General features: G+C 64.1%; 22 protein-coding genes. 10 read left to right on the top strand and 12 right to left on the bottom strand.

Going from position 1 to position 21,966, the window contains the following annotated elements:
- The first annotated feature begins 12 nt into the window (after positions 1 to 12).
- Positions 13 to 1,212 carry a tyrosine--tRNA ligase gene (gene tyrS, locus MXC99_RS14845; protein WP_247726198.1) on the top strand — a complete coding sequence of 400 codons (1,200 nt, stop codon included), beginning with the start codon at positions 13 to 15 and terminating at the stop codon, positions 1,210 to 1,212.
- 67 nt (positions 1,213 to 1,279) lie between these two features.
- Positions 1,280 to 2,074 carry a glutamate racemase gene (murI, locus tag MXC99_RS14840; protein WP_247726318.1) on the top strand — a complete coding sequence of 265 codons (795 nt, stop codon included), beginning with the start codon at positions 1,280 to 1,282 and terminating at the stop codon, positions 2,072 to 2,074.
- A 60-nt stretch (positions 2,075 to 2,134) separates the two neighbouring features.
- On the opposite strand, the gene MXC99_RS14835 is transcribed toward murI, so the two are convergent.
- The 5 genes from MXC99_RS14835 to MXC99_RS14815 all read right to left on the bottom strand — a co-directional run bounded on the left by MXC99_RS14835 (position 2,135) and on the right by MXC99_RS14815 (position 6,488).
- Positions 2,135 to 2,989, bottom strand: coding sequence for a sulfurtransferase (locus MXC99_RS14835; protein ID WP_247726197.1), 855 nt, complete (start codon positions 2,987 to 2,989; stop codon positions 2,135 to 2,137).
- Positions 2,986 to 3,354 (bottom strand): STAS/SEC14 domain-containing protein, encoded by a 369-nt coding sequence (locus MXC99_RS14830; protein WP_247726196.1) that lies wholly within the window; start codon positions 3,352 to 3,354, stop codon positions 2,986 to 2,988. The genes MXC99_RS14835 and MXC99_RS14830 overlap by 4 nt, the downstream gene beginning before the upstream one ends.
- Positions 3,355 to 3,438: 84 nt before the next feature.
- Entirely contained in the window at positions 3,439 to 4,299 is an 861-nt protein-coding gene (locus MXC99_RS14825) for a DMT family transporter (RefSeq protein ID WP_247726195.1), read from the bottom strand.
- Between the two features lie 90 nt (positions 4,300 to 4,389).
- A complete protein-coding gene (locus MXC99_RS14820; protein WP_247726194.1) occupies positions 4,390 to 5,727 on the bottom strand; it encodes an ATP-binding protein in 1,338 nt (445 codons plus the stop codon).
- A complete protein-coding gene (locus MXC99_RS14815) occupies positions 5,724 to 6,488 on the bottom strand; it encodes a response regulator (RefSeq protein ID WP_247726193.1) in 765 nt (254 codons plus the stop codon). The genes MXC99_RS14820 and MXC99_RS14815 overlap by 4 nt, the downstream gene beginning before the upstream one ends.
- 197 nt (positions 6,489 to 6,685) lie before the next feature.
- Between MXC99_RS14815 and MXC99_RS14810 the strand changes: the two genes are divergently transcribed.
- A complete protein-coding gene (locus tag MXC99_RS14810) occupies positions 6,686 to 7,225 on the top strand; it encodes a Spy/CpxP family protein refolding chaperone (RefSeq protein WP_247726192.1) in 540 nt (179 codons plus the stop codon).
- Positions 7,226 to 7,505: 280 nt separating this feature from the next.
- Here the strand turns inward: MXC99_RS14810 and aceA are convergent, their stop codons facing one another.
- From aceA to clpS, 4 genes are all read right to left on the bottom strand, one after another.
- Entirely contained in the window at positions 7,506 to 8,819 is a 1,314-nt protein-coding gene (gene aceA, locus MXC99_RS14805) for an isocitrate lyase (RefSeq protein ID WP_247726191.1), read from the bottom strand.
- Between the two features lie 303 nt (positions 8,820 to 9,122).
- Entirely contained in the window at positions 9,123 to 9,602 is a 480-nt protein-coding gene (gene rraA, locus MXC99_RS14800) for a ribonuclease E activity regulator RraA (protein WP_247726190.1), read from the bottom strand.
- Between the two features lie 185 nt (positions 9,603 to 9,787).
- The gene (gene clpA, locus MXC99_RS14795) at positions 9,788 to 12,061 is read right to left on the bottom strand and encodes an ATP-dependent Clp protease ATP-binding subunit ClpA (RefSeq protein ID WP_247726189.1); all 2,274 of its coding nucleotides are present in this window, start codon (positions 12,059 to 12,061) and stop codon (positions 9,788 to 9,790) included.
- Positions 12,062 to 12,370 (bottom strand): ATP-dependent Clp protease adapter ClpS, encoded by a 309-nt coding sequence (gene clpS / locus MXC99_RS14790; RefSeq protein ID WP_247726188.1) that lies wholly within the window; start codon positions 12,368 to 12,370, stop codon positions 12,062 to 12,064.
- A 402-nt stretch (positions 12,371 to 12,772) separates the two neighbouring features.
- Here clpS and MXC99_RS14785 point away from each other — a divergent pair, with 402 nt between their 5' ends.
- On the top strand, positions 12,773 to 12,976 hold the full coding sequence (locus MXC99_RS14785; protein WP_247726187.1) for a cold-shock protein: 204 nt from the start codon (positions 12,773 to 12,775) through the stop codon (positions 12,974 to 12,976).
- Between the two features lie 213 nt (positions 12,977 to 13,189).
- Here MXC99_RS14785 and rpmG read toward each other — a convergent pair whose 3' ends face one another.
- The 3 genes from rpmG to radC all read right to left on the bottom strand — a co-directional run bounded on the left by rpmG (position 13,190) and on the right by radC (position 14,398).
- Entirely contained in the window at positions 13,190 to 13,357 is a 168-nt protein-coding gene (gene rpmG, locus MXC99_RS14780; RefSeq protein WP_107221361.1) for a 50S ribosomal protein L33, read from the bottom strand.
- Between the two features lie 25 nt (positions 13,358 to 13,382).
- Positions 13,383 to 13,619 (bottom strand): 50S ribosomal protein L28, encoded by a 237-nt coding sequence (gene rpmB, locus MXC99_RS14775; protein WP_075149298.1) that lies wholly within the window; start codon positions 13,617 to 13,619, stop codon positions 13,383 to 13,385.
- Positions 13,620 to 13,720: 101 nt separating this feature from the next.
- A complete protein-coding gene (gene radC / locus MXC99_RS14770; RefSeq protein ID WP_247726186.1) occupies positions 13,721 to 14,398 on the bottom strand; it encodes a RadC family protein in 678 nt (225 codons plus the stop codon).
- Positions 14,399 to 14,484: 86 nt separating this feature from the next.
- Here radC and coaBC point away from each other — a divergent pair, with 86 nt between their 5' ends.
- The 6 genes from coaBC (at position 14,485) to MXC99_RS14740 (ending at position 21,898) form a co-directional block, all read left to right on the top strand.
- Positions 14,485 to 15,681 carry a bifunctional phosphopantothenoylcysteine decarboxylase/phosphopantothenate--cysteine ligase CoaBC gene (coaBC, locus tag MXC99_RS14765; RefSeq protein WP_247726185.1) on the top strand — a complete coding sequence of 399 codons (1,197 nt, stop codon included), beginning with the start codon at positions 14,485 to 14,487 and terminating at the stop codon, positions 15,679 to 15,681.
- A gap of 84 nt (positions 15,682 to 15,765) precedes the next feature.
- A complete protein-coding gene (gene dut / locus MXC99_RS14760) occupies positions 15,766 to 16,215 on the top strand; it encodes a dUTP diphosphatase (protein WP_247726184.1) in 450 nt (149 codons plus the stop codon).
- The gene (locus MXC99_RS14755; protein ID WP_247726183.1) at positions 16,215 to 16,640 is read left to right on the top strand and encodes an NUDIX hydrolase; all 426 of its coding nucleotides are present in this window, start codon (positions 16,215 to 16,217) and stop codon (positions 16,638 to 16,640) included. The genes dut and MXC99_RS14755 overlap by 1 nt, the downstream gene beginning before the upstream one ends.
- 635 nt (positions 16,641 to 17,275) lie before the next feature.
- Positions 17,276 to 19,513, top strand: coding sequence for an NADP-dependent isocitrate dehydrogenase (locus MXC99_RS14750; RefSeq protein ID WP_247726182.1), 2,238 nt, complete (start codon positions 17,276 to 17,278; stop codon positions 19,511 to 19,513).
- 312 nt (positions 19,514 to 19,825) lie between these two features.
- Positions 19,826 to 20,080, top strand: coding sequence for a DUF4212 domain-containing protein (locus MXC99_RS14745; RefSeq protein WP_247726181.1), 255 nt, complete (start codon positions 19,826 to 19,828; stop codon positions 20,078 to 20,080).
- Between the two features lie 12 nt (positions 20,081 to 20,092).
- Positions 20,093 to 21,898 carry a sodium:solute symporter family protein gene (locus MXC99_RS14740; RefSeq protein ID WP_247726180.1) on the top strand — a complete coding sequence of 602 codons (1,806 nt, stop codon included), beginning with the start codon at positions 20,093 to 20,095 and terminating at the stop codon, positions 21,896 to 21,898.
- Positions 21,899 to 21,966 lie beyond the last annotated feature (68 nt).

The following is a 21,966-nucleotide window of genomic DNA, read 5'->3' as shown; positions in this document are numbered from 1 at the left end:
TGGAGAAATTCAATGAGTGATGTTCAGGCTGCGATCGAATTGATCAAGCGCGGCACCGATGCCCTGCTGATCGAGGCCGAACTGGTCGAAAAACTGAAACGCGGCCGTCCGCTGCGGGTGAAGGCCGGCTTCGATCCGACCGCGCCCGACCTCCATCTGGGACACACCGTGCTGATCAACAAGCTGCGCCACTTCCAGGAGCTCGGCCATCAGGTGCTGTTCCTGATCGGCGACTTCACCGGCATGATCGGCGACCCGAGCGGCAAGAACAGCACGCGCCCGCCGCTGTCGCGCGAGCAGATCCTGGATAACGCGAAGACCTACCAGGAGCAGGTGTTCAAGATCCTCGACCCGGAAAAAACCGAGATCTGCTTCAACTCGTCGTGGATGGAAGGGCTGGGGGCGGCGGGAATGATCCGGCTGGCCGCGCAGCAGACCGTGGCGCGGATGCTCGAGCGCGACGACTTCGCCAAGCGCTACGGCAACAACCAGCCGATCGCGATCCACGAGTTCCTCTATCCGCTGTGCCAGGGCTACGACTCGGTGGCGATGCAGGCCGATGTCGAACTGGGGGGTACGGACCAGCGCTTCAACCTGCTGATGGGGCGCGAGTTGCAGAAGCACTACGGGCAGGAACCGCAGTGCGTGGTGATGGTGCCGCTACTCGAGGGGCTGGACGGGGTCAACAAGATGTCCAAGTCGCTGGGCAACTACATCGGTATCGCCGAGCCGGCGAAGGAAATCTTCGGCAAAACCATGTCGGTGTCCGATACCCTGATGTGGCGTTACTACGAGTTGCTGTCGTTTCGCTCCAGCGCGGAAATCGCCGCGCTGCGCCGCGAGGTCGAAGGCGGGCGCAATCCGCGCGATGTGAAGGTGATGCTGGCGCAGGAATTCGTCGCCCGCTTTCATGGTGCGGCCGCCGCCGAGGAGGCACTGGCGGATTTCGAGGCGCGCTTCCAGCGCAATGCGATTCCCGATGACCTGCCCGAAGTCCGGGTCGATGTCGGGGACGCCGGGCTGCCGCTGTTCCAGGTCCTCAAGCAGGCCGGGCTGACCGGCACCACCTCCGAGGCGATGCGCATGGTCGATCAAGGCGGGGTACGCCTGAACGGCGAGCGTGTCGAGGACAAAGGCTTGCTGCTGCTGGCCGGCGAAACCGTGGTGCTGCAGGTGGGCAAGCGCAAGTTCGCTGCGGTGGTGCTGTCTTGAGTGCCGCCTTGAGCGAATGCGGTGGTCGTGCCGTGCCCCGGAGGCGGTGTTGAGCCGGTCGGCGGCGATGCGCCCGATCGGGGTGTTCGACTCGGGGGTCGGCGGGCTCACTGTGGTACGGGCGTTGATGGAGCGCCTGCCGCTGGAAAGCATTATCTATTTCGGTGATACGGCACGCGTGCCTTATGGTGTGAAGTCGGTCGCCACCATCGAACACTTCACCGCGCAGATCACCGAGTTCCTGCTCCAGCGCGACGTCAAGATGCTGGTCATCGCCTGCAATACGATGGCGGCGGTCGCGGCCGAAGTCGTGCACCGGCTGGCTGCCGACATCCCGGTCCTCGACGTGATCGAAGCCGGTGCCCGCGCCGCGGTGGCCGATTCGGCGGGGCGCCGCGTGGGCGTGATCGGCACGCCGACGACGATCAACAGCAACGCCTACGCCCGGCGGATGCACGAGCTCGACCCTTCGGTGCAAGTGTATTCGCAGGCCTGCCCCCTGTTCGTGCCGCTGGTGGAGGAGGGCTGGCTCGAGCATCGAGTAACCCGCCTGACGGCGCAGGAATACCTGCGCCCGGTGCTCGCCGAGGAGGTCGACAGCCTGGTGCTGGGCTGCACCCATTACCCCTTGCTCAAACCCTTGCTGCGGGACGTGGCCGGGCCGCGCGTGCGGATGATCGATTCGGCGCTTACCATCGCGGAACTCGCTGCCCGCCACCTGCAGGAAGCCGGGCTCGCCCGCACCACGGGCGGGGCGGCCGAATACCGCTTCGTCGTCAGCGATGTGCCTTTGCGCTTTCAGACGATCGGGGAGCGTTTTCTGGGGCGCTCGCTCGGTGCGGTCGAAAAAGTCGACTGGTAGCGGAAACGGCGCCTGCCGGCGTGGCGAGGCCGGGGTGAGGACATCCTCCGGGCGGCGATTTCAGCCCGGGCCACGGGCGACCGGTCGCCGCGGGTCGGCGCACCACTCGCTCCACGAACCCGCGTAGAGCCGGGAGCCGGTCAGGCCGGCGGCCTCCATCGCCAGGATGTTGGCGCACGCGGTGACGCCCGAGCCGCACTGGTGCACGACCGTGCGCGGGCTGCGTCCCTGCAGCAGCGCGCCGAATTCTTCCCGCAGTACCGAGGCTTGCTTGAAGCAGCCGTGTTCGTCGAGGTTGTCGCGGTAATGGCGGTTGATCGCACCGGGAATGTGCCCGCCGATCGGGTCGAGTACTTCATTTTCACCGCGGAAGCGGTCGGGGCTGCGTGCGTCGATGAGCAGCATGTCGGGGCGCCCCAGATGTTCGAAGACGTAGTCGGCTTCCACCCGGTCGGAGCGCAGCGCCAACGTATAGGTGTTCGGACGGGGCTCGGGCTGCTCGTAGTCGATGGCCTGCCCGCAGCCGATCCAGGCTTGCAGCCCGCCATCGAGCACGGCGACCCGACGATGGCCGAGCCAGCGCATCAACCACCACAGGCGGGATGCGAACATTCCGCAGGCGTCGTCGTAGGCGACGACCTGGCTGTGATTGCCGATTCCGCATGTGGCCAGACGGGCGGCCAGGCGGGCGGGGTCGGGAAGCGGATGGCGTCCGTTGGCGCCGTTTTTTGCACCCGACAGATCCTCGTCGAGATCGAGGAAGTAGGCTCCTGCCAGATGACCGGCGAGATAGGCCTGGTAGCCGAAATCGGGGTTGCCGAGATCGAAGCGGCAGTCGCATACGATCCAGTCCGGATCGCGGATGTGCTGCGCCAGATCGGCTGCCCCGATCAAGGTGGCGTAGGATGCACTCACGGCACGGCCTCGGTGGCTTCGCCCGCGGCAAGCCAGCTGCGCGCTTCGCTTTCGTCACTGAAGACGCGCACCTCGGCGTCGACGAAGAGTTGCGAAACCCAGGCGCTCCAGGTCAGCCACTGGTCTTCGGTGAGCACCGCGATGCGGCGGAAGTCGTGCGCATGCCGGCGGGAAAACTTGATTTCCTCCCAGGCCACGTCGAGAGTGAAGCCGGCCATCTCGCGCAGATCGAACAGCAGGTCGAGGGCGCCGTTGAACTGGATCTTGTAATTGACCAGTTCCTCGAATTCCTTGTAGTCGGCCAGCGTGAATTCGCCGAAGACCGTGATCGCAGCCAGTCGGTCGGTGTGTTCGGTACTGATCATGACAGCCTCCGTGAAGTGGCGCGGGATGAGACAACTATAGCCCTGCCGGGTTTCCTGCTCAATCGCCGGGAGGTCGGGGGAGGCCTACGCCCGTTGCGCCGGGGAGCCGGGTCTGCGCGTGGCGAGCGAGATCAGGATAGCGCTGGAGACGATCAGGGCGATTGCCAGCCACGATGAAGATGGCATGGCCTCGTCCCATATCAACACCCCGAACAGGCTGGCGAAGACCACCGTGGCGTAGCTCAGGTTGGCCGACACCACGGTGCGCCCGTAACGGTAGGAGCGTGTCATCGCCAGTTGTGCGAGACCGCCGAACAGTCCGATCCCGAGCAGGGTCATGAGCTGCTCCGGGGCGGGGAGGTGGAGGCCGGTGGCAAGCGTCCACGACAGCCCGATGACCGAAGTCATCAGCGAAAACCAGAATACGGTGCGTACTTCGGGTTCGCCGACGCGGCCCAGTTCGCGCACGCTGATGTAGGCGAGGCTGGCGACTGCGCCCGAGCCCAGTCCGGCGAGCGCTCCGGGCCATTGATCGGGCTGCAGCGTGGGGCGCAGCAAAAGCGCGACTCCGATGAAGCCGATCAGCACCGCGAGCAGCGCCGGCCAGCGCAGGCGTTCGCCAAGGAACAGCACCAGGAGGAGGGCGACGAAAATCGGTGAGGTGTAATTCAGCGTGACCGCGGTCGCCAGCGGCAGCAGGCCGATGGCGAAGAAGTAACAGGCCAGCGCGATCGAGCCCGACAGACTGCGTGAAAGCTGCAGACGCCAGTGTGGCGTACTCAGCGGGATGCGCTGGGCCAGCGCCAGCACGGCCATGATCAGCATGCTGACGAAACCGCGGTAGAGCACGGTCTCGCCGGTGGAAAAGTGGACTGCGGCGAGCTTCACACATACGCCCATGCAGGCGAACAGAAAGCAGGAAACGATCATCCAGAAGGCAGGCATGGCTTTTTTGTGCATTGCAGCGTCGCGGCTCGGAATTGAACCACATTGCCGCTTCCTCGGGGCTGGTATCGCCGGACGCCCGACCGTTTGCTACCTGCCGGGATAGGGCTGGCGCGTATCGAGGGTGACGTGCGCTTCCAGCCCGCCCTCTGGAAGGGAGCGCAGGCTGACTTCGCCATGCTGGCCGCGCAGCAGGTTGCGGGCGATCGCGAGGCCGAGTCCGGTGCCGCCGGTCTCACGGTTGCGCGACGCTTCGGTGCGATAGAACGGATCGAACACTTTTTCCAGTTCTGCCTCGGGCAGCCCCGGGCCGTGGTCGCGGATGCGGATCTCGAAACCGGTGGCGATTGCCGACAGCTCGATATCGACTTCGCCGCCGAACTTGATCCCATTTTCGATCAGGTTCCACAGCGCCCGGCGCAGCGCCGAGGGGTTGCCGTCGACGCGGGCCTGGGAGAGTGCTCCGTGCATGCGCACCGTCCATCCCATGTCGTGCGCGTCTTCGGCCAGCGCCTGCAGCAGCTGGACGAGTTCGATCGGCTGGGGAGGGGCGCGCTCGTCGAGACTGCGGGCGTAGGCGAGCCCTTCCTTCACCAGCCCCTGCATGGCATCCAGGTCGGACTGAATGCGGCTGCGCAAGGTCTCGTCATCGACCAGTTCGGCGCGCAGGCGCAGACGGGTGATCGGTGTTTGCAGATCGTGTGAGATCGCCGCCAGGATCCGGGTGCGCTCGGTCACATGCTCCTGGATGCGCTGCTGCATCTGGTTGAAGGCGGCGGCGGCCTGGGCGACTTCGGTCGGGCCGCGGGTGTCCATCGGCGCCCGCCCGGGGTCCTCGCCCAAGGCACGGGCGGCGGCGGCCATGCGCGACAGCGGCCGGGTCGCCAGGCGCACCGCGATCCAGGTGAGCAGGCCGACTCCTGCGACCAGCGCGGCCAGTGCGGCGAACAGGCGTTCGGGCTGAGGGGGGCGGATCGGCGGCATCGGCGCGATGTCGGGCAGGCGGACCTGTACGCGGGCACCGTCGGCAAGTTGCAAGGTGATCAGCAGCACCGGATGCGGCCGGCCATTGTGCGGATGAATGAAGAGGGCGAACGGGCGAGCGGGCATCGCGCTGCGCAAGGCGGCATGAAGTGGGTGCTCTGCGCCGAGCGCATGCAAGCCGTTGCGCAAGGGCCTCAGGCTCAGGCGCAGGCGGCGGCGGCCGAATTCGTCGATCCAGCGCTCCCGCTCCGGCGGCGACATCCGGTCGAGCAGGTCGGCAGCGGCGGCGACCTCCTGCGCCACGCCCTCGAACAGCGCGCTGCGGCCGATGCGCTCACGCTCGCCGAGGAACAGGGCCAGGCTCACTGCCAGCACCAGGGTGATGCCGACCAGCCAGATCAGGATCAGGCGGGCAAACAGGCTGCGCGGCCACGGCAGGTTCATCGGCCGGTTTCCGCGCGGATTCCGGTCGCAGCCACTTCAGCGGCCAGGACATAGCCTTCGTTGCGCACCGTCTTGATGATCGTCGGTTCGCGCGCGCTGTCGCCCAGGCGCTGGCGCACACGGCTGACGAGCAGATCGATCGAGCGATCGAAGACGTCGGCTTCGCGCCCCTGGGTCAGTTCCATCAGCTGGTCGCGCGACAGCACTTTCTGCGGATGGGACAGGAATACGCTGAGGATCCGGTACTCGGCACCGGATAGCGCCACGACGGTACCGTCGGCATCGATCAGGTGGCGATTGACGGTGTCCAGCCGCCAGTGGGAGAACCGAAGTTCGCGGGCATTGGCCGGAGGCGTCGCCTCCAGATTGGGCGGCAGCGCCCGGGTACGGCGCAGCACGGCGCGGATGCGCGCATATAGTTCGCGCGGTACGAAAGGTTTCGCCAGATAGTCGTCGGCCCCCATCTCCAGGCCGAGGATGCGGTCCATGTCCTCGCCGCGCGCGGTCAGCATCAGGATCGGCGTGTTGGCATGGGGGCTGCCGCTGGCGCGCAGGTTGCGGCACAGGGTCAGGCCGTCGTCGCCCGGCATCATCACGTCGAGCACGATGAGGTCGATGCGGTGTTGCTCGAGCGCGCTCTTCATCTCCCGCCCATCGGCGACAGCCGTGCACCGCAGACCTTGTTTTTCGAGGTAATCGGCGAGCAGGTGGCGGATCTCGCGGTCGTCGTCGACGATCAGGATGTGGTCTTGCTGGCTCATCGGTCGTTCTCCATGGCGCCCATCTTAAGGGGTGAGGGGCGCGCTTTTGTATCCCAGCGTATCCGGGCGGGGGGCCGAGACACTGTGCTGCAAAAGCCAAGTCTGCCGATAAATCCTGCTTACATCCGGGTGCTGTAATGAATCCGTCGCCTGAACGCACGGGCAACACCGATTATCGACCTGGAAGGAGATGGATCATGAAAACCTGGATCAAGACTTCGATCGCTGCTGCCGTTATCACCACCGGCGCCCTTGGAACCACTGCTGCGCTGGCATGGGGCGGCCACTGCGATGGCATGCGCGGAGAGAAGGCCGGATGGTCGCAGATGGAACCCGAGCGGATGAAAGCGAAAATGGCCGAGCGCGCCGAACTGCACTTGGCGCAGCTGGAACTCGCCCTGGCGCTGAGCCCGGAGCAGAAACCGGCTTTTGCGACGTTCAAGGCCGACATGCTGGCACGTGCCGAGCGCATGGCTACACAGATGGCCGAGCGCCGCAGCGCCGAGCAGCCGAAGACGGCGATCGAACGCATGCAGCGTATGGAGGAGATGAGCGCGCTGCGTCAGTCGGAGATGGCCGGTACGCGCAAGTCGGTGGAAACGTTCTATGCCACGCTCGGTGAAGCGCAAAAAACCGTGTTCGACGCCGAGTTCAAGTCCTTCGGCCCGCAAGGGGGCAAATGGGGGCACGGCCTGCGCCATGAGCGGGGCGGCGCACGCGACGGGCGCGGAATGTAATTGAGCGACAGGCCGGTGTCGGCTGCTTTCGACCGGGAAGGCGGCGACGCCGGAGGGCTCGGGCATCCATTCTGCAGGCGTTGCGGACCGCCCCCGAGATTTTTCGCCGGGCGGTCGCTGCCATTCCCCGTTTTCCGAAGAAAGTGGTACGGAAACCGCCAATAAAAAGGCCGATACTCCAAACGGAGTGTCGGCCTTTTCACGAGCCGGCTGGAGAGAATGCCCTCCTGCCGGCCCGCTTCCACAGCAGCAGCGCGGTCCGGCCGCGCCGCTACGGTTCTCAGTGGAACTGCTCTTCTTCGGTCGAACCGGTCAGCGCCTTCACCGAGGACGAGCCGCCCTGGATCACGGTGGTGACGTCGTCGAAGTAGCCGGCGCCGACTTCCTGCTGGTGCGAGACGAAGGTGTAACCCTGCTCGCGGGCGGCGAATTCCGGCTCCTGGACCATCTCGACGTAGTGCTTCATGCCTTCGCCGCGGGCGTAAGCGTGGGCGAACTTGAAGGTGTTGAACCAGTTGACGTGGATGCCGGCCAGGGTGATGAACTGGTACTTGTAGCCCAGCGCCGAGAGCTCGTCCTGGAACTTGGCGATGGTCTTGTCGTCGAGGTTCTTCTTCCAGTTGAACGACGGCGAGCAGTTGTACGACAGCAGCTTGCCGGGGTTGGCGGCGAGCACGGCCTGGGCGAATTCGCGGGCGAAGCCGAGGTCCGGCGTGCCGGTTTCGCACCACACCAGGTCGGCGTAGGGCGCGTAGGCGATGCCGCGGCTGATGGCCTGCTCAAGGCCGTTCTTGACGCGGTAGAAGCCTTCCTGAGTGCGCTCGCCGGTGCAGAAGGGCTTGTCGTTGGCGTCGTGGTCCGAGGTCAGCAGATTGGCGGCTTCGGCGTCGGTACGGGCCAGGATCAGGGTCGGCACGCCCATGACGTCGGCGGCGAAGCGGGCGGCGATCAGCTTTTCGCATGCTTCCTGGGTCGGGACCAGGACCTTGCCGCCCATGTGGCCGCACTTCTTCACTGCAGCGAGCTGGTCTTCGAAGTGCACCCCGGCGGCGCCGGCGGCGATCATGTTCTTCATCAGTTCGAAGGCGTTCAGCACGCCGCCGAAACCGGCTTCCGCGTCAGCGACGATCGGCAGGAAGTAGTCGACGAATTCCTTGTCGCCCGGGTTGATGCCGCGCGACCACTGGATCTCGTCGGCACGCTTGAAGGTGTTGTTGATGCGGCGGACCATGGTCGGCACCGAGTCGTAGGCGTACAGCGACTGGTCGGGGTACATGGTCTCGGAGGTGTTGCCGTCGGCGGCGACCTGCCAGCCCGACAGATACACGGCCTCGAGGCCGGCCTTGGCCTGCTGCATCGCCTGACCGGCGGTGATCGCGCCGAAGGCGTTCACGTAGCCCTTCTTGGCGCCGCCGTTGACCTTTTCCCACAGCTTCTGCGCGCCGCGCTGGGCCAGGGTGTATTCGGGCTGCAGGCTGCCGCGCAGGCGAACGACGTCGGCAGCGGAGTAGCCGCGCTTGACGCCTTTCCAACGGGGGTTTTCAGCCCAGTCTTTTTCCAGGGCGGCGATTTGCTGTTCGCGGGTCAGGGTCATGATGCTTCCTTGTCAGTACGGAGGGTTCAACCATCGCGGCCGATGCGGGCTTCGCCGCGGTGTTCCTGCTGCAACGATGTCGAAGGTGAAGCACGCTGCAGATAAGGAAGAAGTATAGGAGGCATCCCGCTCCGCAGCAATATGTCTTATATAAGACATAAGAAAAAATCTTGCGCTTTAAAAACAGCTGTTTGAGGTTTTGATTTCACGAAATGAAACGCCGTCGAGCTTTGTGAAATAAATCCGGCAGGCTGCAAGCGGCCTGTCGACCCTCCGGGGGACGGCTGGCAGGCCCGGCGGAGGTCAAAGCAGTGCCGATGCGGAAACGACGACGCCGTCTTCGTCGGCATAGACATAGTGTCCGGGATGGAAGGTCACTCCCCCGAAACTGACGGCCAGGTCGATTTCACCGATGTTGCGCTTGACGGTCTTGCGCGGGTGGGTGCCGAGGGCAAAGACGCCGAGATCCATCTCGCCGATTGCCTTCGAGTCGCGGATGCAGCCATAGACGAGGATGCCCGCCCAGCCGTTCTTCACCGCCAGTTCGGCGAGCTGGTCGCCGACCAGGGCGCAGCGCATCGAGGCACCGCCATCGATCACCAGAACGCGGCCGGCGCCCGGGCCTTCGAGGACCTTGCGGACAAGAGAGTTGTCCTCGAAAAGTTTCAGCGTGGTGATCGGTCCGCCGAAGGCGCTGCGTCCGCCATAACTGGCGAACATCGGGGCGACGACGGCGAGCTTGTCCTCATGGGCGTCGCAGAGATCGGCTGTCTGGATGTTCATGCATGCTCCTGTTTTGATCGGGGGGCGGGCGCGGGGTCGCGACCAGCGCGCATGATAAACGACGGCTATGGGCAGGGGGCAAGAGGGGGCAGGGGGCGGCGCCCGCAGACAGAAAAATGGCATCCACCTCCTGGGAGGTGGATGCCGTTCCGTGCCCGAATGGGCCAGTGCTTTGCCGGCGGGGGTCAGGCCGGTGTCGCTTCGGTTTCCTCGAAAACCAGCTTCACCTTGTCGTTGTCGTCGAGATCGATGGTGACCTTGCCGCCGCTGGCAAGCCGGCCGAACAGCAGTTCGTCGGCCAGCGCAGCACGGATGGTGTCCTGGATCAGGCGCGCCATCGGGCGTGCGCCCATCAGCGGATCGAAGCCCTTTTCGGCCAGCCAGGCCTTGAGGTCGTCGGTGAAGTGGGCGTCCACCTTCTTCTCGTGCAACTGGGCCTCGAGCTGCATCAGGAACTTGTCGACCACGCGCAGGATGACGTCGTTGTCGAGTGCCTTGAACGAGATCATCGCGTCCAGGCGGTTGCGGAACTCGGGCGTGAATAGGCGCTTGATGTCGGCCATCTCGTCGCCGCTCTCGCGCTTGGCCGAGAAACCGATCATCGACTTCTGCATCGTCTCCGCACCGGCATTGGTGGTCATGATCAGGATCACGTTGCGGAAATCGGCCTGTCTGCCGTTGTTGTCGGTCAGCGTGCCGTGGTCCATCACCTGCAGCAGGATATTGTAGATGTCCGGGTGTGCTTTCTCGATTTCGTCGAGCAGCAGCACGCAGTGCGGTTTCTTGGTGATCTGCTCGGTCAGCAGGCCGCCCTGGTCGAAACCGACATAGCCCGGAGGGGCACCGATGAGCCGGCTGACAGCGTGGCGTTCCATGTACTCCGACATGTCGAAGCGGACCAGTTCGATGCCCAGCGTGTAGGCGAGCTGGCGGGCGACTTCGGTTTTGCCGACGCCGGTCGGACCGGAGAACAGGAAGGAGCCGATCGGCTTGTGCGGGTTGCCGAGGCCGGAGCGCGACATCTTGATCGCCTTGGCGAGGGCATCGATGGCAGCGTTCTGGCCGAAGACCACGTTCTTCAGATCGCGCTCGAGCGTCTTCAATGCGGCCTTGTCGTCGTTCGATACCGTACGGGGCGGGATGCGCGCGATCTTGGCGACGATCTCCTCGATCTCGTTCTTGCCGATGGTCTTCTTCTGCCGCGACTTGGGCAGGATGCGCTGGGCTGCACCGGCTTCGTCGATGACGTCGATCGCCTTGTCGGGGAGGTGGCGATCGTTGATGTACTTCGCCGACAGTTCGGCCGCGCTCGACAGTGCCGAACTGGAATACTTGATGCCGTGGTGCTCCTCGAAGCGGCTCTTGAGCCCCTTCAGGATTTCCACCGTTTCGGCCACCGAGGGTTCGACCACGTCGATCTTCTGGAAGCGGCGCGACAGCGCGTGATCCTTCTCGAAGATCTGGCGGAACTCGTTGTAGGTGGTCGCGCCGATGCACTTCAGCTGACCGGACGACAGTGCCGGCTTGAGCAGGTTGGAGGCATCGAGGGTGCCGCCGGAGGCGGCGCCCGCGCCGATCAAAGTGTGGATTTCGTCGATGAACAGGATTGCGTTGGGGTTCTCGATGAGCTGCTTCAGCACGGCCTTCAGCCGCTGCTCGAAATCGCCGCGGTACTTGGTGCCGGCAAGCAGGGCGCCCATGTCGAGGGCGAACACCTGTGCATTTTCGAGAATTTCCGGCACATGGCCCTCGACAATCCGGCGTGCGAGCCCTTCGGCGATGGCGGTCTTGCCCACGCCGGCCTCGCCGACCAGCAAGGGGTTGTTCTTGCGCCGGCGGCACAGGGTCTGGATCACGCGTTCGACTTCCTTCTCGCGCCCGATCAAGGGATCGATCTTGCCGACCAGGGCCTGCTGGTTGAGGTTCTGCGTGTAGCTGTCGAGCGCACCGCCGGCCTGCTTGTCTTCCTGCTCGGGTTCGGCCTGCTCGCCCTCGCCATGGCCTTGCTGGCCGGCATTCTGGGGCGGTGCCTTGGCAATGCCGTGGGAGATGAAGTTGACGACATCGAGACGGGAGATGTTCTGCCGCTGCAGGAAATAAACCGCATGCGAGTCTTTCTCGCCGAAGATGGCCACCAGCACGTTCGCACCGGTGACTTCCTTCTTGCCCGAAGACTGGACGTGCAGGATCGCACGCTGGATGACGCGCTGGAATCCCAGCGTAGGCTGGGTGTCGATATCGTCCGTGCCTTCGATGCGCGGGGTGTGCTCATCGATGAAACTGGTCAGTTCGCGACGAAGTTCATCCACATTGGCAGCGCAGGCGCGCAGCACTTCGGCGGCCGACGGGTTATCCAGCAATGCCAGCAGCAGATGCTCCACCGTGATGAACTCGTGGCGCTTCTGCCGCGCCTCGACAAAAGCCATGTGCAGGCTGACTTCAAGCTCTTGCGCGATCATTTAGTTTTCCTCCATCACGCATGCCAGCGGATGTTGATGCTGACGAGCAAACGAGGCGACCTGCTCGACCTTGGTCGTGGCGATGTCCCGCGGGAAGGTTCCGCATATCCCCATGCCCTCTCTATGGACTTGGAGCATCACGCGCGTAGCCCGTTCGCGGTCCATGCCGAAATATTTCTGCAGCACGACGATGACGAAATCCATCGGGGTGTAGTCGTCGTTGAGCAGCAGTACTTTGTACAGTGGCGGCGGTACGGCGCGCGTTCGCCTTGCGTCCAGTACGAGTTGGTCTTGTTTCCGGGTACCCATGGAACTCATTCTAATGGAGCCGAAGCAGAGTGCAACAGCACTATGGCAGTGGTGGGGGAGTGGTGCTCCGGCGCATTTCCGCCCGTATTCGGTGGGAGGAAAAACAACATCGAAGGCGCTGGTGGTGCAGTGCAGAAAATGGCGGAATCATCTTTGAAACAAAAACAAGCGCAGGGAGCGGAGGGATTTTTGCGGCCCGTTATGGCGCAATGCAGTATGCGAATGTGCGGAAAGGTCGTTGACGGTGCCCGAGCGAATGCGTAAAAGCTAGGGCGTGCGCAGGCCCAGCTTGATCCCTATGGGTTTCCGGGGGCGGTTCAAGCCACTGCCGGCGCCGCTACTGGGACCGATTCCGGTGCATCGGAAAGGTCACGAAAAGTAACTTTGAGGGATTCGAGCAATATGTCAACTGGTACCGTTAAGTGGTTCAACGATTCCAAGGGTTTCGGTTTCATCACTCCTGATGATGGAAGCGAGGACCTGTTCGCACATTTTTCCGCCATCAACATGAGCGGTTTCAAGAGTCTGAAGGAAGGCGAGAAGGTGTCCTTCGACGTGACCCAGGGTCCCAAGGGCAAGCAGGCTTCCAATATTCAGCGCGCTTGAATGAGGGGGCGCGCCGGTCTCGCTGTTCCGTCACGGGATAGCGGGCGGGGCGCAGAAAGCATAAAGGCCATCAATGGGATGGCCTTTATGCTTTCTGGAGTGCTGTCCGCCTCTGCGGAGGATTCGCTGTATCGGCGATTTCTGCCGGCCCCGCCGCCGGTCTCGCGAACTCCGCCCCGGCATCGGGGGGAGGGTGGGGCGGGCAGTGCGGCGTTACTTCAGCTTGATTTCTTTGTACGGCACGTGCTTGCGGGCGACGGGGTCGTACTTGCTGAACTCGAGCTTCCCCGGGGTGGTGCGCTTGTTCTTGGTGGTGGTGTAGAAATGCCCCGTGCCGGCGGTCGATTCCAGCTTGATCTTTTCGCGAATGCCCTTGGCCATGGCCTTCTCCGTTCAGTTCGGTTGCTTACAGCTTCTCGCCACGGGCGCGAAGCTCGGCAACGACGACGTCGATGCCTTTCTTGTCGATCGTGCGCAGCGCGGCGTTGGACACGCGCAGCCGGATCCAGCGGTTTTCGCTTTCGCTCCAGAAGCGGCGGTTCTGCAGGTTAGGCAGGAAGCGGCGCTTGGTTTTGTTGTTTGCGTGGGAAACGTTATTTCCCACCATCGGTGCTTTACCGGTCACTTGGCAGACGCGAGCCATACGATGCTCCAGGGAATTCTGATTGCGGAAAACGCAAGAGGATAGTGCAGTTCGCACCGGAAAGGCAAGTCCCGTGTGTCGTGTAGGGCGAGTGCTGCAGTCTACAGAAGTCCGCGTTCGGCAAACGAGAGCGGTGCGCCATGGGCGGGAACGACAAAATGATCGAGGACCCGGATGTCGACGAGGCCGAGGGCGTCCTTCAGCGTTCTCGTCAGCAGTTCGTCCGCGCTGCTGGGTTCGGCGGCTCCCGAGGGGTGGTTGTGGGCGAAGATCACGGCGGCGGCATTGTGGGCGAGTGCGATCTTGACCACTTCACGAGGGTAGACGCTGGTCTGGGTGAGGGTGCCACGGAAAAGATCGATGGCCTCGATCAGGCAATGGCGGGCGTCGAGCAGCATCACGCAGAAGGTCTCGTGCGGCAGATGGCCCAGGCGCAGGCGCAACCAGTCGCGCACGATCTGAGGCGAGTCGAAGAGGGTACGCTCGCCCAGAGTCTCGGTCAGCGCGCGCCGTGCCAGTTCCATCGCTGCTTGCAGTTGGGCATACTTCGCCAGCCCCATGCCCGGCACCGCGGTAAAGTCGTCCGCATGCGCGCCGCACATCCGGGTGAGGCTGCCGAAACGGGTGATCAAACAGCGGGCAAGGTCGACCGCACTCATGCCGCGCACGCCCACGCGCAGGAAAATCGCCAGCAGTTCGGCGTCGGAAAGGGCGGCCGCGCCGCGTGCGAGCAGCTTTTCGCGCGGGCGTTCGCTTTCGGGCCAGTCGGTGATTGCCATGGGTCGAAGTCTCCACGAGGTCGGTTGGACAGGGAGTGGGAAGACGTGCGCGTGTTCTCGCAATGCATAAAGTATAGGCGAATGGCATGAATATTCTGCACGGCAGGAAGATCGTACTTGGCGTTTCGGGGGGGATTGCGGCCTACAAGTCAGCCGAGCTCGTCCGCCTGCTAGGCAAGGCCGGTGCCGATGTGCACGTGGTGCTGACCGCCGCCGGGGCGCGTTTCGTCACACCGGTGACCTTCCAGGCGCTGTCCGGCAACCCGGTGTGGTCCGACCTCTGGGATGCGCGCGTGCCGAACAACATGGCGCACATTGATCTCGGGCGGAGCGCCGATGCGATCCTGGTGGCGCCGGCAACGGCGGATTTCATCGCACGTCTTGCCCATGGTCTGGCCGACGATCTGCTGAGCACGCTGTGCCTGGCGCGCGATGTGCCGCTGATCGTCGCGCCGGCGATGAACCGGCAGATGTGGGAGTCGCCGCCGACGCAGCGCAACATGGCTCTGATCCGCAGCGACGGGGTGACGGTCTTCAACCCCGCAGCCGGTGAACAGGCTTGCGGCGAGACCGGAATGGGGCGGATGCTCGAGGCCGAGGGTATTCTGGAGCACCTCGAAGGTTTCTTCGTGCCGAAGCTGCTGGCCGGACGCAAGGTCGTGCTGACCGCCGGGCCGACCTTCGAGGCGATCGACCCGGTGCGCGGAATCACCAACACCAGCTCAGGAAAGATGGGCTACGCGCTGGCGCGCGCCTGCGCCCAGGCCGGCGCCGAAGTGGTGCTGGTCAGCGGGCCGGTGAGCCTGCCGGTGCCGGCGCAGGTGCGCTGTGTGGCCGTCGTCAGTGCGCTGCAGATGCGCGCGGCGGTGACCGAGGCCTTGCCCGGCGCCGACGTGTTCATCGGAGTCGCGGCGGTGGCCGATTACCGGGTGCAGGAGGTGGCGGAGCACAAAATCAAGAAAAGCGGCGATGCGCTGGCCTTGTCCCTGACGCCGAACCCGGACATTCTGGCTGAAGTGGCGGCGCGCGCCGATGCGCCGTTCTGCGTGGGGTTCGCGGCGGAGAGCCGCGATCTCGATGCTTATGCCGAAGGCAAGCGGCGGAGCAAGCGCCTGCCGATGGTGGTGGGCAACCTGATCGGTGACGGCATGGGGGGCGAGGACAACACCGTCGTCCTCTATGACGATGCCGGCCGGCACCCGTTGGCGCGCGCGCCGAAGGCGGAGGTGGCGCGCGCGATCGTTGCCCACCTCGCCGCTTTGCTCGCCCAGTCCGGGCGTTGAGGCGTCGGTGCCGCAGGGCACCGGCGGGAACGGCACAATGCGCCTGTCGCCGCAGCGGCGTGCGGCAGGCGGGGGAGAACCGAGATGCATCGAATCGATGTGAAACTGCTCGACGAGCGCCTGAAGACCCATCCGCCGGCGTATGCCACCGAGGGGGCTGCGGGGCTCGATCTGCGCGCCTGCCTGCCGGGGCCGATCACGCTGCACCCGGGCGAAACCACGCTGGTGCCGAGCGGGCTGGCGATCCACCTCGCCGACCCCGGGCTGGCGGCGATGGTGCTGCCGCGTTCGGGCCTGGGGCACAAGCACGGCATCGTGCTGGGCAACCTGGTCGGCCTGATCGATTCCGACTATCAGGGGCAGATCTTCGTTTCGGTATGGAACCGTGGGCGGGCGAGCTTCACGATTCAGCCGATGGAGCGGATCGCGCAACTGGTCGTGGTTCCGGTGCTGCAGGTCAGCTTCAATCTGGTCGAGGCGTTCGATGCCAGCGCGCGCGGCGCGGACGGTTTCGGCAGTACCGGCAAGCATTGATGCGGCATGCGGGCATTCCCACCGGCGTGCACGTGCTGTGCGAGCGCGAAGGGCGGCTGCTGCTGATGCGCCGGGCGGGGACGGGGTTCTTCGACGGGCTGTACAGCCTGCCGGGCGGACACGTTGAAGCCGACGAGTCGGTGCTGGCCGCGGCGCAGCGCGAAGTGCGCGAGGAACTCGGTCTGCGGGTGGAAGAGTGCGATCTCGCCTGGATGGGCGTGGTGCACCGGCGCTCGGACACCAACCGCATCGATTTCTTCGTCCGCGCCCGCCGCTTCGAAGGCGAGCCCGCGATCCTCGAGCCCGACAAGTGCGACCGTCTCGTCTGGCACGCTCCGGACGCATTGCCGGAGGCCACCATCGACTACGTACGCAAGGCTCTTGCGGCCGGCGAGGGGCCGTGGATGCTGGAGCTGGGCTGGTGACGGGGGGTGGAACGGGGCGCTGCGCCGGCGGCTCTGCAGGGAGCTTGGTGTCGTCGTCTGCCATCGTCCGCTCTGGGCTGGTGCGGAGTTCCGATCCGGCTTGGGGTGCAGCTTCGTCGAGCCGCGAGCAAAAACGGAGCTCGGCCGGAGAAGGATAGAAATCCTGGGCCTAGCCGTCGTGGATCCGCTGCTGTGAGTTTTGCCCTGCAGGGCAGGGGCTGGGAGCGTTGCAGCTCTCTCAGCGCGGGCTGCCGGGCGGGAGGGGGCGGTGCCGGGGGAGGCCGCTGTGCGACGGCGGTGGAAGTCATGTGGGGTCTTCTATCTTTTATCTGCTGTATTTTTTCATATAGTGAAATCTGTTTTTACTTCTGGTATCGGAGGGTGGTCGCAGCGCTATAATGGCGTGCTCGAGGAGTCGGTTGGGAGTCGCCAGGGATCGCGGAGCAGCCAAGCCGCGAGAGCGCCGGCAGTGGCTGCACCGAAGGACGGGGCGTGGGTCGATGCGCCGTCGCAGCCGCAGCTCTGCGTTTCCAATGCCTTTCAACGAGCCCTGCGCGGTCGTGCCGTACCGCGTCGTGGCCCGCTCGCGCATCGTTCGATCAGCTCTATCAAGACAACAACGAGGGAGAAAAGCCATGTCTTCGCAGCAGCCGACCATCATCTACACCATCACCGATGAAGCCCCCATGCTGGCGACCGCGGCCTTCCTGCCGGTCATCCGCAGCTTCACCGGTCCCGCCGGCATCCAGGTCGATGAGGCCGACATTTCGGTGGCCGCCCGTGTCTTGGCCGAATTCCCGGAATACCTGAGCGACGCGCAGAAAGTGCCGGATACGCTCGGCGAACTCGGCCGCCTGACCCTGCTGCCGGAGACCAACATCATCAAGCTGCCGAACATCAGCGCGTCGGTCGCGCAGCTCAAGGCGTGCATCAAGGAATTGCAGGAGAAAGGATACAAGATCCCTGACTTCCCGGACGATCCCAAGACCGACGAGGAAAAGGCGATCAAGACCCGCTACGGCAAGTGCCTGGGCTCGGCGGTCAATCCGGTGTTGCGCGAAGGCAACTCCGATCGTCGCGCACCGGCCGCGGTGAAGAATTACGCAAAGAAGCACCCGCACTCGATGAGCGAGTGGAAGCAATGGTCGCAGACCCACGTCTCGCACATGGAGCATGGCGACTTCTACCATGGCGAGAAGTCGATGACGCTCGATCGTGCGCGCGACATCAAGATGGAACTGATCACCAAGTCGGGCAAGGCGATCGTGCTCAAGCCCAAGATCTCGCTCCAGGACGGCGAGGTCATCGACTCGATGTTCATGAGCAAGAAGGCGCTGTGCGCGTTCTACGAGAAGCAGCTGGCAGACTGCCGCGAGGCCGGCATCCTGTTCTCGTTGCACGTCAAGGCGACGATGATGAAGGTTTCGCACCCGATCGTTTTCGGCCACTGCGTGAAGATCTACTACAGGGACGCCTTCGAGAAGCACGGCAAGCTGTTCGACCAGCTCGGCATCAACGTGAATAACGGCATGGTCGACCTGTACGACAAGATCAAGACCCTGCCCGAATCCAAGCGCGACGAGATCATCCGCGACCTGCATGCCTGCCAGGAGCACCGTCCGGCGCTGGCCATGGTCGACTCGGCCAAGGGCATCACCAACTTCCACTCGCCCAACGACATCATCGTCGACGCCTCGATGCCGGCGATGATCCGCGCCGGCGGCAAGATGTGGGGGGCCGACGGCAAGCAGTACGACTGCAAGGCGGTGATGCCGGAATCGACCTTCGCCCGCATCTACCAGGAAATGATCAACTTCTGCAAATGGCACGGCAATTTCGATCCGCGCACGATGGGCACCGTGCCCAATGTGGGGCTGATGGCGCAGAAGGCCGAGGAATACGGTTCGCACGACAAGACCTTCGAAATCGCCGAGGACGGCGTGGCCAACATCACCGACCTCGCGACCGGCGAAGTTTTGCTGTCGCAGAACGTCGAAGCGGGCGACATCTGGCGCATGTGCCAGGTCAAGGACGCGCCGATCCGCGACTGGGTCAAGCTTGCCGTGACCCGCGCGCGCAATTCCGGCATGCCGGCGATCTTCTGGCTCGACCCCTATCGCCCGCATGAGAACGAACTGATCAAGAAGGTGCAGAAGTACCTGAAGGATTACGACACCAGCGGCCTGGACATCCAGATCATGAGCCAGGTGCGGGCGATGCGGTACACCCTCGAGCGCGTCGTCCGCGGCCTCGACACCATCTCGGTGACCGGCAACATCCTGCGCGACTACCTCACCGACCTGTTCCCGATCATGGAGTTGGGCACTTCGGCGAAGATGCTCTCGATCGTGCCGCTGATGAATGGCGGTGGCATGTACGAGACCGGCGCCGGCGGCTCGGCGCCGAAGCACGTGCAGCAGCTGACCCAGGAAAACCACTTGCGCTGGGATTCGCTCGGCGAGTTCCTCGCGCTGGCGGTTTCGCTCGAGGATCTCGGCATCAAGACCGGCAACGAGAAGGCGAAGATCCTCGCCCGCACGCTGGATCAGGCCACCGGCAGGCTGCTCGAAAACGACAAGTCGCCTTCGCGCCGCACCGGTGAGCTCGACAACCGCGGCAGCCAGTTCTACCTGGCGATGTACTGGGCACAGGAACTGGCCGCGCAGACCGAGGACAAGGAACTGCAGGCACGTTTCGCGCCGCTCGCCAAGGCGCTGACCGACAATGAGCAGAAGGTCATTGCGGAAATGAAGGCGGTTCAGGGCAAGCCGGCCGACATCGGCGGCTATTATCTTGTCGATCCCGACAAGTGCCGCGCGGTGATGCGTCCGAGCGCCACCTTGAATGCCGTGCTGGCCGCCGCGAGCGCCTGAGGGCGCTTCCGCCCCGCGCCGGCAAGGGTGGGGCGACGGCATCGGCGTCGATATCACCCCGGTGAGGCATCGTGCGATGCCGGCGGTGCTCCCGATTGCGCCGCCATCGATCCGAAAAACCCGCCATCGCATTGAGATGGCGGGTTTTTTGTGTGCACCTTAGCAGCAGCTCCGGTAGTTCAGGAAGCGGTAAGGCTTTGTAAGCAATAAGTAAGACTGATGTTCCTATAATGCCCTCGCTGTCGTATGCATGAAGCCGCATTGCCGGTAGATCCATGCGGTAGGGAGTGACACTTCTGACGAGGAGACATTATGGAAAACAACAGTACAGGCTATTGGAAAGCCACGCTGGGCCTCCTGACCAAGATCATGATCGTATGGTTCCTGGTCTCGTATGGCGCCGGCATCCTCTTCGCGCCCCTGCTCGATACCATCAAGCTCGGCGGCTATCCGCTCGGCTTCTGGTTCGCGCAGCAGGGTTCGATCTATGTGTTCATCGCGCTGATCTTCTTCTATGCGAAGAAAATGGGCGAGATCGACCGCAAATTCGACGTTCACGAAGACTGACCGGGGGCACACATGGATCTTCAGACTCTGACCTACCTGGTGGTGGGCGCCTCCTTCGCGCTCTATATCGGGATCGCGATCTGGGCACGCGCCGGCAGCACCAGTGAATTTTACGTCGCTGGCGGCGGCGTCCACCCGGTCACCAACGGCATGGCGACGGCGGCGGACTGGATGTCGGCGGCATCGTTCATCTCGATGGCCGGCCTCATCGCCAACATGGGCTACGGCGGCTCGCTGTTCCTGATGGGCTGGACTGGCGGCTACGTCATCCTCGCGATGTGGCTGGCGCCCTACCTGCGCAAGTTCGGCAAGTTCACCGTGCCCCAGTTCATCGGCGACCGCTACTACTCGAAGACGGCGAGTACGGTCGCGGTGTTCTGCCTGCTGACGGCCTCGATCACCTACGTGATCGGCCAGATGACCGGTGTCGGCGTGGCGTTCTCGCGCTTCCTCGGCGTCAGCAACGAGGTCGGCATCTACATCGGCATGGGCATTGTGTTCGCCTACGCGGTGTTCGGCGGCATGAAGGGCATCACCTACACCCAGGTCGCCCAGTACGTGGTGTTGATCCTGGCCTACACCATTCCGGCGATCTTCATTTCGCTCAACCTGACCGGCAACTTCCTGCCGCAGCTCGGTCTGGGCGGTACCCTGGTCGGTACCGATACCACCCTGCTCGACCGCCTGAACCAGGTCGTGCTCGATCTCGGCTTCGCCGAATACACCACCTCGGTGCCGGGCAGCACGCTCAACATGTTCGTCTACACCGTGTCGCTGATGATCGGCACCGCGGGCCTGCCGCACGTCATCATCCGCTTCTTCACCGTGCCGAAAGTGTCCGATGCGCGCTACTCCGCGGGCTGGGCGCTGGTCTTCATCGCGATTCTGTACACCACCGCCCCGGCCGTGGCGGCGATGGCCAAGTTCAACCTGCACCAGACGGTGAATACCGCGATCGCCACCAATGGCGACCTGTACGCCGAGGACGCCAGCCTGAAGTACGACGAGCGTCCGGCCTGGATGGCACGCTGGGAAAAGACCGGCCTGCTGAAGTGGGAAGACAAGAACGGCGACGGCCGCATCCAGTACTACAACGACAAGACCAAGAATGCCGAGGTCGCGTCGAAGGTCGAGCAGGCCGGCTGGAAAGGCAACGAGCTTTCGGTGAACGCCGACATCATGGTAATGGCCAACCCGGAAATCGCCCTGCTGCCCAACTGGGTGATCGCGCTGGTGGCGGCGGGCGGGATCGCGGCGGCGTTGTCGACGGCGGCCGGCCTGCTGCTGGCGATCTCGTCGGCGGTCTCGCACGACCTGGTGAAGAACGTGTTCGCGCCCAACATTTCCGACAAGAACGAGCTCCTCGTGGGCAAGATCTCGATGGTGTTCGCGATCGTGCTCGCAGGCTACCTCGGCCTCAACCCGCCGGGTTTTGCGGCCGGTACCGTGGCCCTGGCCTTCGGTATCGCCGCCAGCTCGCTGTTCCCGGCGATCATGCTCGGCATCTTCTCCAAGAAGATGAACAAGGAAGGCGCCATCGCCGGCATGCTGTCGGGCTTGCTCGTCACCCTGTTCTACGTGTTCGCGCACAAGGGCTTGTTCTTCGTCAAGGGCACCGAGTATCTCGACCTGATCGGTGGGGCGAACTCCTTCTTCGGCATCACGCCGGAAGCGTTCGGCGCGATCGGCGCATTGGTGAACTTCGTCGTCGCCTTCGCCGTCGATAAAGTCACCAAGGAGCCGCCCGAGCACATCCAGCACCTGGTCGAAGAAGTGCGCATCCCGCGCGGCGCCAAGGCGGTCGACGGCGCGCACTGATTCAAGGCACGACAATGCAGCAATGGCAGCACCGCCCCCTCTGCGGAGGGCGGTGCTGACGGAGAACC

Origin of the sequence: Thauera aromatica (assembly GCF_023093595.1) — a bacterium.
GTDB lineage: Bacteria > Pseudomonadota > Gammaproteobacteria > Burkholderiales > Rhodocyclaceae > Thauera > Thauera aromatica_A.
The sequence above is the reverse complement of the archived record's forward strand: the minus strand, read 5'-3'. Positions and strand labels throughout refer to the sequence as shown.

Bases quoted from the DNA above. Each gene is read 5' to 3' on its own strand.
- rraA (WP_247726190.1), bottom strand. From the start codon at position 9,602: ATGAACATCCAGACAGCCGATCTCTGCGACGCCCATGAGGACAAGCTC.
- murI (WP_247726318.1), top strand. From the start codon at position 1,280: ATGCGCCCGATCGGGGTGTTCGACTCGGGGGTCGGCGGGCTCACTGTG.
- MXC99_RS14810 (WP_247726192.1), top strand. From the start codon at position 6,686: ATGAAAACCTGGATCAAGACTTCGATCGCTGCTGCCGTTATCACCACC.
- aceA (WP_247726191.1), bottom strand. From the start codon at position 8,819: ATGACCCTGACCCGCGAACAGCAAATCGCCGCCCTGGAAAAAGACTGG.
- MXC99_RS14830 (WP_247726196.1), bottom strand. From the start codon at position 3,354: ATGATCAGTACCGAACACACCGACCGACTGGCTGCGATCACGGTCTTC.
- clpS (WP_247726188.1), bottom strand. From the start codon at position 12,370: ATGGGTACCCGGAAACAAGACCAACTCGTACTGGACGCAAGGCGAACG.
- rpmG (WP_107221361.1), bottom strand. From the start codon at position 13,357: ATGGCCAAGGGCATTCGCGAAAAGATCAAGCTGGAATCGACCGCCGGC.
- MXC99_RS14740 (WP_247726180.1), top strand. From the start codon at position 20,093: ATGGATCTTCAGACTCTGACCTACCTGGTGGTGGGCGCCTCCTTCGCG.
- MXC99_RS14785 (WP_247726187.1), top strand. From the start codon at position 12,773: ATGTCAACTGGTACCGTTAAGTGGTTCAACGATTCCAAGGGTTTCGGT.
- MXC99_RS14745 (WP_247726181.1), top strand. From the start codon at position 19,826: ATGGAAAACAACAGTACAGGCTATTGGAAAGCCACGCTGGGCCTCCTG.
- tyrS (WP_247726198.1), top strand. From the start codon at position 13: ATGAGTGATGTTCAGGCTGCGATCGAATTGATCAAGCGCGGCACCGAT.
- clpA (WP_247726189.1), bottom strand. From the start codon at position 12,061: ATGATCGCGCAAGAGCTTGAAGTCAGCCTGCACATGGCTTTTGTCGAG.
- rpmB (WP_075149298.1), bottom strand. From the start codon at position 13,619: ATGGCTCGCGTCTGCCAAGTGACCGGTAAAGCACCGATGGTGGGAAAT.
- coaBC (WP_247726185.1), top strand. From the start codon at position 14,485: ATGAATATTCTGCACGGCAGGAAGATCGTACTTGGCGTTTCGGGGGGG.
- dut (WP_247726184.1), top strand. From the start codon at position 15,766: ATGCATCGAATCGATGTGAAACTGCTCGACGAGCGCCTGAAGACCCAT.
- radC (WP_247726186.1), bottom strand. From the start codon at position 14,398: ATGGCAATCACCGACTGGCCCGAAAGCGAACGCCCGCGCGAAAAGCTG.
- MXC99_RS14815 (WP_247726193.1), bottom strand. From the start codon at position 6,488: ATGAGCCAGCAAGACCACATCCTGATCGTCGACGACGACCGCGAGATC.
- MXC99_RS14825 (WP_247726195.1), bottom strand. From the start codon at position 4,299: ATGCCTGCCTTCTGGATGATCGTTTCCTGCTTTCTGTTCGCCTGCATG.
- MXC99_RS14750 (WP_247726182.1), top strand. From the start codon at position 17,276: ATGTCTTCGCAGCAGCCGACCATCATCTACACCATCACCGATGAAGCC.
- MXC99_RS14820 (WP_247726194.1), bottom strand. From the start codon at position 5,727: ATGAACCTGCCGTGGCCGCGCAGCCTGTTTGCCCGCCTGATCCTGATC.
- MXC99_RS14755 (WP_247726183.1), top strand. From the start codon at position 16,215: ATGCGGCATGCGGGCATTCCCACCGGCGTGCACGTGCTGTGCGAGCGC.